This is a genomic window from Bradyrhizobium sp. 482_C4_N1_8 (assembly GCF_052075965.1).
Taxonomy (GTDB): Bacteria; Pseudomonadota; Alphaproteobacteria; order Rhizobiales; family Xanthobacteraceae; genus Bradyrhizobium; species Bradyrhizobium barranii.
This window is the reverse complement of the sequence record NZ_CP197231.1, coordinates 7826533-7837828: the sequence shown is the minus strand read 5'-3', so window position 1 is coordinate 7837828 and position 11296 is coordinate 7826533. Positions and strand designations below refer to the sequence as shown.

Sequence of the window (11296 nt, the reverse complement as noted above, 5' to 3'; positions counted from 1 at the left end):
CCGCGACCGGCTTTCCCGCCCTTGACGGCTGCGGTTAAAGTGAAGAAGCAGGATCATCGAACCTGCCGACCCGCGCCTCGGCCCGCGGGCATGGAGACGCCGCATGTCGTTCAAGAAACTCCTGATCGCCAACCGTGGCGAGATCGCCATCCGCATCGCGCGCGCGGCGGCCGATGCCGGCATCGCGACGGTCGCGATCCATCCGGCCGATGACGCGCTGTCGCTGCACGCGCGTGTTGCCGACGAGGCGGTCGAAATCCCCGGCCGCGGCGCACGGGCCTATCTCGATATCGAAGCGGTGGTGAAGGCGGCGAAGAGCGCCGGCTGCGACGCGGTGCATCCCGGTTATGGCTTCCTCAGCGAGAACGCCGCGTTCGCCAAGGCTTGCGCGGATGCGGGCATCGCCTTCGTCGGGCCGAAGCCGGCCGCGCTTGAACTGTTCGGCGACAAGGTCGCGGCGCGGCAACTGGCGAAGCGTTGCGGCGTGCCGATCATCGCCGGCACCAGCGGGCCTTCGTCGCTGGAGGAGATCACGGCATTCTTCGAATCCCTCGGCAAGGGCGCGGCGATCGTGATCAAGGCGATGGCCGGTGGCGGCGGCCGCGGCATGCGTGTCGTGGAGAATGCCGCCGATCTCGCGGCAGCTTATGCGCGCTGCCAATCCGAGGCCAAGGCGGCGTTCGGCTTCGACGGCGTCTATGCCGAGCGCCTGATCCGCCAGGCCCGCCACATCGAGGTGCAGATCATCGGCGATCGCCATGGCGCGATCTCCCATCTCTGGGAGCGCGAATGCACCATCCAGCGCAGGCACCAGAAGCTGATCGAGGTGGCGCCGAGCCCGTCGCTCAGCGACGCCTTGCGCGGCCGCATCATCGAGGCTGCGAGGCAGCTCGCGACCGCGGCGGCTTACGACAATCTCGGCACCTTCGAGTTCCTGGTCGACGGCACGGCCGAGGACAGCTTTGCGTTCATCGAGGCCAATCCGCGGCTTCAGGTCGAGCACACCGTGACGGAGGAAGTGCTCGGTCTCGACCTCGTCCGGGCCCAGCTTGCGGTCGCCGCCGGCGCAACATTGGCCTCCCTTGGTTTGGCACAGGGCTCCATCCCAAAGCCGCGCGGCTACGCCATGCAGCTCCGCGTCAACATGGAGACGCTGGACGAGCTGGGGGCGACGCATCCGACCGGCGGCGTGCTCGCCGTGTTCGAGCCGCCGTCGGGGCCCGGCGTCCGCGTCGATAGTTTTGGTTATGCCAGCTATAAAACCAGCGCGGCGTTCGACTCCCTGCTGGCCAAGGTCATCGTGCACACGCCGGGCGAAGCCTGGCACGACGTCGTGGCAAAAGCCTCGCGCGCCTTGCGCGAGTTCAGGATCGACGGTGTCGTCACTAACATCGCCTTCCTCCAGGCCGTGCTCGCACATCCCGATTTCAGGACCAACCGCATTGCGACCGATTTCATCGATCGCAACATCGCAAAGCTGGTCGAGGCGGCCGATGGCGCGGCAAAGCCGCTCTATTTTGCCGCGACCGAGCGAAGCGGCCATGGCGCCGAGACGCACGTCGTGCAGATCGTGCCCGAAGGCGCGGTGATGGTCGCAGCGCCCTTGCAGGGAACCATCGTCACCATCCAGGTGAAGGAAGGCGAGATCGTGCGCCCGGGCCAGCAGCTCGCCGTGATCGAATCCATGAAGATGGAGCATCTGGTCATGGCCGAGCAGGGCGGCCGCGTCATGAAGCTCGTGGCCGCCGATGGCGTTACCCTGATGCATGGCGAACCGATCATGTATCTGGAGCCGCTCGACGTCGCGGCCGATGCGTCGGCAGCGGAAGCCGATGTCGATCTCGACCACATCCGCCCTGATCTTGCCGAGATGATCGCGCGCCAGGCCAATACGCTCGATGCCAACCGACCGGCCTCGGTCGAGCGCCGCCGCAACACCAACCAGCGCACCGCGCGCGAGAACGTCGCGCAGCTCGTCGACGACGGCTCGTTCATGGAATATGGCAGCCTTGCGATTGCAGCGCAGCGGCGCCGCCGTAAGCTCGACGATCTCATCAAGAGCACACCGGCCGACGGCCTCGTGATGGGTGTTGCGACGGTGAATGCCGACAAGTTCGGCGCCGAGGGCGGCCGCTGCATCGTCGTGGCCTATGACTACACCGTGCTCGCGGGCACACAGGGCCACATGAACCACAAGAAGATCGACCGCATGCTGACGCTTGCGGAAGACTGGCGCGTGCCGCTGGTGTTCTATGCCGAAGGCGGCGGCGGCCGGCCCGGCGACACCGACCGGCTCGGTATGACCGGCCTCGACGGCCCGTCCTTCGTCCAGTTCGCAAGGCTCTCCGGCCTCGTGCCGGTTATCGGCGTGGTCTCCGGCTATTGCTTCGCCGGCAACGCCGCGATGCTCGGCTGCTGCGACGTCATCATTGCCACCAGGAACGCCTCGATCGGCATGGGCGGTCCGGCGATGATCGAAGGCGGCGGTCTCGGCGTCTATCACCCGGCCGAGGTCGGCCCGGTCTCCTTCCAGTCACCGAACGGCGTGATCGACATCCTCGTCGAGGACGAGGAGGAGGCGACGCGGGTGGCGCAAAAATACCTGTCCTATTTCCAGGGCGCGGTGACGGAGTGGCAAGCGGCCGACCAGCGCCTGCTTCGTCGTGCGATCCCGGAGAACCGCCTGCGCGTCTATGACATCCGCAGCGTGATCGATCTCGTCGCCGACAAGGATTCCGTGTTGGAGCTGCGCCGCGACTACGGCGTCGGCATGATCACCGCGCTGATCCGCATCGAGGGCAAGCCGTTCGGTCTGATCGCCAACAATCCACGCCATCTCGGCGGCGCGATCGATGCCGACGCCGGCGACAAGGCCGCGCGCTTCCTCCAGCTCTGCGATGCCTTCGATCTGCCGATCGTCTCGCTCTGCGATACGCCCGGCTTCATGGTCGGCCCGGAGGCCGAGAAGACCGCGATCGTGCGCCACGTCTCGCGCATGTTCGTGACAGGTGCGAGCCTTACCGTACCGCTGTTCGGCATCGTGCTGCGCAAGGGCTATGGTCTCGGCGCGCAGTCGATGATCGGCGGCGGCTTCCACGCCTCCTTCTTCACCGCGGCCTGGCCGACCGGCGAATTCGGCGGCATGGGCCTGGAGGGGTATGTCCGCCTCGGCTTCCGCAAGGAGATGGAGGCGATCGCCGACCCCGAGGAGCGCGAGACCTATTATCGGAACAAGGTCGCCGAGCTCTATGCCAACGGCAAGGCGGTCTCGATCGCCTCGGTGTTCGAGATCGACAACGTCATCGACCCCGCCGAGACGCGGCGCTGGATCATGGCGGGCGTGCGCTCGGTGCCGAGGCCGCCCGCGAGGACGAAGAAGAAGCGACCCTGCATCGATACGTGGTGAGCGCAGTGCAGCAATAGCTGCGTCCCGGTTCCCGATTGACATCCCCGCCTGTGCTGCCAGACTTTGCACAATAATGCAGGGTGGAGACGTCCGCGATGGCCAGCCTTTCGGCCTCGAACCATGTCGCCCGTGTCTTGTCCGTCGCCAACCACGTGGCCGACGTCGATGCCTCGTCGCGGATCGCCAATTCCTGGCGGCGCTGCGTAATCAGCCACAAGCTCGATCCCGCGCGCCAGGGCCCGCCGCAGACGCTGACCGAGGCCGAGATCCGGCACGTCGCCGAACCGATGGAGGAGACGATCCGGCTCGCGATGCCCGAGCTCGACGATCTCGCCCGGGTGCTGCGCGAGGCCGGCTACTGCGTCAATCTGGCTGATACGAACGCGACCATGCTGTTCAGCCGCCTGCCGGGGGAAGCCGACGCAAAGATGTTCTTGGACTGGAAGATCTACACCGGCTCGAATTTCGCCGAGACCTTCGAGGGCACCAACGGGCTCGGCACCGCGCTTGCCGAAGAGAAGCCCATCCTGGTGCATCGCGACGAGCATTTCCGCGCGCAGTGGCACATGTTCTCCTGCGCCGTGGCGCCGTTGTTCGATCAGGCCGGCCGGCTCGCCGGTGCCGTGAACATCACCTCGTGCCGCGAGGATCTCGAACGCGCCGCGCATCAGCTCGCGCTCGCGGTGACGATGGAGGCGACGCGGCGGATGGAGGGCGCGATCTTCCGCGGCTATTTCCGCAACGCCTGGATCGCCACCGTGCCGGGCGACGGCGGCAGCGGCCTGCTCGCCTATGACGACGATCGCCGCATCGTCGGCGCCTGCCGTTCGGCGCGCGCGCTGCTGGGCCTCACAGACGGCTTGATCGCATCGGGCATCGATCTGTCGCGCTATATCAAGTTCGATCATCATGCTGCGCGTGGTGCGGACGAGGTCGTCGAGCTGCGCCGCGCCGACGGCAGCGCGCTCGGGCAGGGACATGTCGCGCCGCCGCTGCGGGCGAGGCCGTCCACTCTGCGTCGTGACGTTCCGGTCGATCGTTTCGATTCGCTGCATCGGCTCGCAGGTCGCGATCCTGGCCTGATCAAGAGCGTCAAACGGCTGCGGAGCATCGGCGACCACAATCTGCCGGTGCTGCTGCATGGCGAGACCGGCGTCGGCAAGGACGTGTTCGCGCGCGCGATTCATGCGGCGAGCAACCGCGCCCGCAACCGTTATGTCGCGCTGAACTGTGCGGCGATGCCGGAGAGCCTGATCGACGCCGAGCTGTTCGGCTATGAGGCCGGCGCCTTCACCGGCGCGCGCCGCGACGGCTCTAAGGGTCTGATCGTGCAGGCCGACGGCGGCACGCTGTTCCTCGACGAGATCGGCGACATGCCGATCGCGCTGCAGACGCGCCTGTTGCGCGTGCTCGAAAACCGCGAGGTCTGGCCGCTCGGCGCGCTCAAGCCGGTGCCGGTCGACATCCGCCTGATCAGCGCGACCCATCGCGATCTCAGCCGCATGGCGGAGGAGGGCGCCTTCCGCGCCGATCTCTACTTCCGCCTGCGCGGCATGGAGGTGCGACTGCCGGCGTTGCGCGAGCGCGCCGACAGAGACGATATCATCCGCCAGATCGCGCGCGAGGAGGCGCCGGATTGCCGCCTGTCGGAGGAGGCCTGGGCGTTGCTCTCGGCCTATCCCTATCCCGGCAACATGCGCCAGCTCCGCCACGTGCTGCGGCTTGCCGGCTGCACGGCCGAGGACGGCGTCATCATGGACGCCGATCTCGATCTGCCTCCGTTCGGTGGGAGGACGGAGCCGGATCTGGTGGCGGCAGAACGGGCGACGATTGTCGAGGCGCTACGCAAGCATGGTGGCCGCGTCACAGAGGCGGCGCGGGCGCTGAAGCTCAGTCGTGCCACGCTGTATCGCAAGATCAAGCAGCTGAAGATCGAGACGGCGCAGTAGCGTTCAGTCGCATGCGGCGTTCTTTCTTCCCCCCTCCCCTTGTGGGAGAGGGTGGATCGCCGCGTAGCGGCGAGACGGGTGAGGGGTCTGCCTCCGCGGATTCACCTCGCCATTTGCGTGCGCGGAAAGATACCCCTCATCCGGCGCGTCGCGCCACCTTCTCCCGCAAGGGGAGAAGGAAGGGGCACCGAGACTAGGGCGCGCTCTTACGAAAAATCGCTCCAGCTCAGATGCCGGGAATCGAGGTCGCCGACTGAAACGGTGCCGCGGATCTCGTGAGGAACGTGGAAGCTGCTACGCAGATACACCAGCGGCGCGGCCTCGTCGGAATGCGAGACGCCGCGCACCTCGCCGACGAAGATCGAATGCGTCTTGGTCTCGAACTCCTGCGCCAGCACGCAGTCGAATGCGGCGACCGCATCCGTCAGCACCGGCGCGCCGGTTGTGCCGCGCGTCCACTGCCCGAAGGCAAATCGGTCGTCGCCGTTGACGCCCTTCTGGCCGCTGAAGGTGAGCGCGAGCAGGGCATGGTCCTCGTGCAAGAAGTTGATCGCGAAGGCGCCTTCCTCGCGGATTCGCGCATGTGCGCTGGCGTTGCGGTTGACGCAGACGATCAGGGACGGCGGATTGTCCGATAGCGAGCAGGCTGATGTCACCGTCAGCCCGGTGCGCTTGCCGTGCTCGGCGCCAACCGTGACCAGCGCAACCGCGCCGGCGCATTGGCGCATTGCAAGTTTGAAATCCTTTGCGTCGACGCTCACGCCGAAATCTCCGAAACGGGGGCGGGTGCGACACGATTGCGCCGCACCCGCCGCGCGTCAAGCGGCCTTCTTCGCGGAGCCGAGATGCTTCAGGCGCGGCATCACCTCTTTGCTGAGCAGCGAGAGCGAATGGCGCCAGGCCTCCGGCTTGTGCTTGTAGTCGAAGCCGAACACCAGCAGCACGCCGAAGCCGCCGACCTCGTCGTAGATCTTCTCGATCTTTTCGGCGACGGTTGCGGGCGAGCCGACGATCCAGTTCCGCTTGGCGCAATATTCGACGGTGACGTCGCTATCGGGCACGTCGGGCGCGTGCTTCAAATAGTCCTTGAAGCCGAAATGGCCGAGCAGGGGCAGGAAGTACTCTCCCATCATCCGGCCCATCATGTCGCCGGTCGAGAGCTTCCAGGCCTCCTCGTCGGTGTCGGCGACGAACACCTCACGTACGAGGCGCCAATCCGCGCGGTTCGGCTTGCGGCCGGTCTTGGCGGCGCCGATCTCGACCGAATCCCAATGGCTGCCGACATAGGCCGGATTGAGGTTGAGGCTCATCGGGATGAAGCCGCGCTCGCCGGCGAGCTTCAGCGTGTCCGAGTTCTTCGAGAGCCCGGCAACGCCGATCGGCGGATGCGGGGCCTGGAGCGGCTTGATGTGGGGCTTGAGGAAGTCGAACATCGTGTCCGGCTTGGTCACCGTCCAGAACTTGCCCTTGTAGGTGAAGGGCGCGGGATCGGACCAAAGCTTCAGGATGATCTCCAGCGCCTCGCGGGTCATGTCGCGGTTCTGCCCGCTCATGCCGTCGACGTTGAACATCGCCCAGTCGCTCGGCAGGCCGCTAGCGGCGACACCGAAATTGAGCCGGCCCTCGGAGAGATGATCGAGCATCGCGACGCGGTTGGCGAGCTCCGCCGGGTGGTGATAGGGCAGCAGGAAGCCGCCCGGCCCGATGCGAATATTCTTGGTCTGCATCAGCGCCTGCGCGATCAGGAGGTCCGGCGTGGGATTGGGTTCCCAGGGTGCGGTGTGGTGCTCGCCGACCCAGGCCTCCTGATAGCCGAGCTCGTCGAGCCAGCGCATGACTTGCAGGTCCCAGTCGTTTCCTTCCTTCAGGCCGCACTCCGGCGGATGCGAAGGCATCGTGAAATAGCCGATCTCCATGGGTTTCCTCATCTGATGTTGACGCGTCTTGTTGCGCGTTCCCGGACTTGAACAGGACAGCTTTAGCAAGCGGTGTGCCACCGCATCGCAAGCCGTGTGCCAGCGCGGCGAGCGCCTCAGATCCGCGAAAAATCGCTGGTTTGAGGCGGCAATAGCCGATATCCCGGGGCGGATTTGCGGGCGTCCGTCTCATTGTCGCGAGACGGCGTCTTGCCGGTGAGACCAAGGATACCCGTTGAGATGACCGAACCCGCCTATGTCGCGGTGGACTGGGGCACCAGTAGCTTCCGCCTCTGGCTGATCGACCGTGCCGGCCAGCTGCTGGCTGAACGTCGCAGCGATGAGGGCATGCTGGCCGCGGCCAAGGCCGGCTTTGCCGGTGTGCTGCAGTCGCATCTCAAGGCTGTCGAGGCCCCGGCCCAGCTGCCGGTGCTTGTCTGCGGTATGGCCGGCGCCAAGACCGGCTGGGTCGAGGCCGGCTATGTTGACACGCCTGCGCCGCTCTCTGCCGTGCTGAAGCAGGCCGCGCTTGTGCCCGGCGAGACGCGCGATATTCGCATCCTGCCCGGGATCGCGCAGCGCGATACCAGGGCGCCGGACGTGATGCGCGGCGAGGAGACGCAGCTGCTCGGCGCACTCGGCCTCGAGGCCGCAGGCGAAGCGCTGGTCTGCATGCCCGGCACGCATTCGAAATGGGTGCGCGTGAAGGACGGCACGGTCGCGCATTTCTCCACCTTCATGACCGGCGAGCTCTTCAGCGTGGTCTCGCGCGAGACGATCTTGTCGCTCGCGGTCGCCGGTGCCGATGATGCCGAGGATGTTGCGAGCTTCAAGGCGGCCGTGAAAGCCGCGTATGAAGCGCCGGCCTTTGCGGCCAACCTTCTGTTCACTGCGCGGTCGCGGCAGCTCCTGTTCGGCGGCACGCCGGCCGCCGCGCGCGAGACGCTGTCGGGCACGTTGATCGGCGTCGAGCTGGCGGCAGGGCTCTCCGGCACGGTGCCGAAAGCGGGCATCACGCTGATTGCCTCCGGGCGGCTCGCGATGCTGTACCGGCTCGCCTTCGATGCGCTGTCGGTCACCGTGCAGCCGATCGATGCCGATGAAGCCGTTCGCCGCGGCCTGTCGATGGCTGCTGCCGCGATCTGGACGAAATGAGAGGAATCTTGAGATGAGCGTTCCCTTTCCGCCGATGAAGCGGCCGCTGGTCGCGATCCTGCGTGGCGTGAAGCCCGAGGAGACCGAGGCGATCGTCGGCGTGCTGATCGAGGCCGGCATGACCGCGATCGAGATTCCCCTGAATTCGCCGGAGCCGTTCCGCTCGATCGCGACTGCCGCGAAGCTCGCGCCGGCCAGCGTCCTGATCGGCGCCGGCACGGTGCTGACCGCCGCAGATGTCGATCGTCTCAATGACGTCGGCGGCAAGTTGATGGTTTCGCCGAATGTGGATACGCAGGTGCTCACGCGTGCACACCAGTACGCCATGGTGACGTTGCCGGGCGTGTTCTCGCCGACCGAGGCGCTGCTCGCGGCGCGCTCCGGAGCATCGGGCCTGAAATTCTTTCCGGCCAGCGTGCTCGGTGCGTCCGGTATTGCCGCGATCCGCGCCGTGCTGCCGGCGGGCGTGATGATCGCCGCCGTCGGCGGCGTCTCCGACCAGAATTTTGCCGAGTACATGAAGGGCGGCGTGACCGCGTTCGGGCTCGGCTCCAGCCTCTACAAGCCCGGCATGACGGCCGCCGATGTCGCCGCTCGCGCAAAGGTGACAATCGCGGCCTATGATCGGGCGATTGTGAAAGACTGACCCAGAAATAAACAAGCCGTGATCCCGTCATAGCCGCGCTTTATCCTATCTTGCTGCACCAGCGAGATCAGGAGACCGACATGGCGATCAACAACGTAGCCGATCTGTTCGTGGCAACGCTCGAGCAGGCCGGCGTCAAGCGCATCTACGGCATCGTCGGCGACAGTCTGAACGGTCTCACCGAGGCGCTGCGCCGCCGCGGCACCATCGAATGGATTCATGTCCGCCACGAGGAGGTGGCGGCCTTCGCGGCTGCCGGCGAAGCCGAGATGACCGGAAGCCTTGCGGTGTGCGCAGGCTCCTGCGGCCCGGGCAATCTGCATCTGATCAACGGGCTGTTCGACGCGCATCGCAGCCGTGTTCCCGTGCTCGCGATCGCCGCGCAGATCCCCTCGGCGGAGATCGGCGGCGGCTATTTCCAGGAAACCCATCCGCAAAACCTGTTTCGGGAATGCAGCCATTATTGCGAGCTGGTCTCGGACCCGAGCCAGCTTCCTTTCGTGCTGGAGAACGCGATCCGCGCGGCCGTGGGCCTGCGCGGCGTTGCCGTGATCGCCATGCCCGGCGATGTCGCGTTCCGCAGCCCGCCCAAGCGCGCGCTATCGATGACGCGCGGGCTCGCGCTGTCGGCGCCGAAGGTCGTGCCGCAGGCCGACGAGCTGAAGGCGCTCGCGGACCTCCTGAACAGCGCCGAGCGCATCACCCTGTTCTGCGGCCGCGGCTGTGCGGGTGCGCACGCGCCGCTGATGCAGCTGGCAGAAGCGCTGAAGAGCCCGATCGTGCATGCGCTCGGCGGCAAGGAGCATGTCGAGTACGATAACCCCTACGACGTCGGCATGACCGGCTTCATCGGTTTCTCCTCAGGCTATGCCGCCATGCACGCCTGCGACGCGCTGGTGATGCTCGGCACCGATTTCCCTTACAAGCAGTTCTTCCCCACCGATGCGCAGGTCGCGCAGATCGACATCCGCCCGGAAAATCTGGGACGGCGCTGCAAGATCGATCTCGGCCTCGTCGGCGACGTCAAGCTGACCATCGAGGCGTTGCTGCCGCTGCTCAAGACCAAGACGCAGCGGAGGCATCTCGACGACGCCATCGCGCATTACAAGAAAGCGCGCGAAGGGCTCGACTCGCTTGCGAAGGGGACACCGGGCAGCAAGCCGATCCATCCGCAATATCTGGCAAAAGTCATCAGCGACCATGCCTCTGATGACGCCGTCTTCACCGCCGATGTCGGTACGCCCACGGTGTGGGCCGCGCGCTATCTCGACATGAACGGCCGCCGCCGGCTGATCGGCTCGTTCGTGCATGGCTCGATGGCCAACGCGATGCCGCAGGCGATCGGCGCGCAGGCCTCGCAGCCCGGCCGCCAGATCATCTCGCTCTCCGGCGACGGCGGCTTCACCATGCTGATGGGTGACCTGATCACGCTGACCCAGATGAAGCTGCCGGTGAAAATCGTCGTCTTCAACAACGGCGTGCTCGGCTTCGTTGCGCTGGAGATGAAGGCGGCCGGGTTCGTCGACACCAATGTCGATCTTGAGAATCCCGATTTCGCGGCGATGGCGCGCGCGATGGGCATTTTCGCCAAACGCGTCGAGGACCCCGGTGAGCTTCCGGGCGCCGTGAAGGAGATGCTCGCCCATGACGGACCCGCGCTGCTCGACGTCGTCACGGCGAAGCAGGAGCTGTCGATGCCGCCGACCATCACGCCCGAGCAGATCAAGGGTTTCAGCCTCTGGGTGCTGCGCGCGGTGATGAACGGGCGTGGCGATGAGGTGCTCGATCTCGCGAAGACCAACCTGTTGCCGCGCTAGCCGCGCTTCACCGAAGGCGCGGGCAGCCGCTCGTGGCGGTGCTGGAAGCGCTGCCAGTGCAGCACGATGCCGATCAGCAGGGCCGGCACGAAGCCGAGTGCGATCAGGAAATACGGCAGCTGCGTCGGCGAGATGAATGCAATGGCGATATCGGAGATCAGCCAGAGCGCTGCGAACATCACCGCGAAATCGGTGCGCGGGCAGCGCAAATAGTAGAACACGGCGGTGATGACGATGGCGGGCCCGATCGCGATGCCGATCATCACCGCGGTCAGCTCCTTCGGCGTCAGCGCGTCGAGCACCATCGACGCCAGCAGCCAGAGCGCGGCGAACATGGCGATGATGTCGAGCGGATGCCGCAATCCAATACCTCTCGCAGGAACCGCGCTATCGTTGTGGCCGGAACT

The 11296-nt window shown here is 66.2% G+C and carries 8 protein-coding genes; 5 read left to right on the top strand and 3 right to left on the bottom strand.

The features are described 5' to 3' along the window. The first annotated feature begins 103 nt into the window (after positions 1 to 103). Both AB7Z56_RS37085 and AB7Z56_RS37080 read left to right on the top strand, forming a co-directional pair. Positions 104 to 3406 (top strand): acetyl-CoA carboxylase family protein, encoded by a 3303-nt coding sequence (locus tag AB7Z56_RS37085; protein WP_063985466.1) that lies wholly within the window; start codon positions 104 to 106, stop codon positions 3404 to 3406. A gap of 95 nt (positions 3407 to 3501) precedes the next feature. After that, a complete protein-coding gene (locus AB7Z56_RS37080; RefSeq protein WP_063985465.1) occupies positions 3502 to 5355 on the top strand; it encodes a sigma-54-dependent Fis family transcriptional regulator in 1854 nt (617 codons plus the stop codon). Positions 5356 to 5561: 206 nt separating this feature from the next. Here the strand turns inward: AB7Z56_RS37080 and AB7Z56_RS37075 are convergent, their stop codons facing one another. Beyond that, positions 5562 to 6116, bottom strand: coding sequence for a flavin reductase family protein (locus tag AB7Z56_RS37075; RefSeq protein WP_187387815.1), 555 nt, complete (start codon positions 6114 to 6116; stop codon positions 5562 to 5564). 57 nt (positions 6117 to 6173) lie between these two features. Further along, positions 6174 to 7271, bottom strand: a complete 1098-nt coding sequence (locus AB7Z56_RS37070; protein ID WP_063985464.1) for an LLM class flavin-dependent oxidoreductase — start codon at positions 7269 to 7271, stop codon at positions 6174 to 6176. Between the two features lie 240 nt (positions 7272 to 7511). Between AB7Z56_RS37070 and AB7Z56_RS37065 the strand changes: the two genes are divergently transcribed. The 3 genes from AB7Z56_RS37065 (at position 7512) to poxB (ending at position 10889) form a co-directional block, all read left to right on the top strand. Beyond that, positions 7512 to 8426, top strand: coding sequence for a 2-dehydro-3-deoxygalactonokinase (locus AB7Z56_RS37065; RefSeq protein WP_063985463.1), 915 nt, complete (start codon positions 7512 to 7514; stop codon positions 8424 to 8426). Between the two features lie 13 nt (positions 8427 to 8439). Continuing rightward, entirely contained in the window at positions 8440 to 9072 is a 633-nt protein-coding gene (locus AB7Z56_RS37060; protein WP_063985462.1) for a 2-dehydro-3-deoxy-6-phosphogalactonate aldolase, read from the top strand. Between the two features lie 80 nt (positions 9073 to 9152). Then, entirely contained in the window at positions 9153 to 10889 is a 1737-nt protein-coding gene (poxB, locus tag AB7Z56_RS37055; protein WP_063986686.1) for a ubiquinone-dependent pyruvate dehydrogenase, read from the top strand. Here poxB and AB7Z56_RS37050 read toward each other — a convergent pair. Beyond that, a complete protein-coding gene (locus AB7Z56_RS37050) occupies positions 10886 to 11251 on the bottom strand; it encodes a hypothetical protein (RefSeq protein ID WP_038942774.1) in 366 nt (121 codons plus the stop codon). The genes poxB and AB7Z56_RS37050 overlap by 4 nt on opposite strands. Between the last annotated feature and the right edge of the window lie 45 nt (positions 11252 to 11296).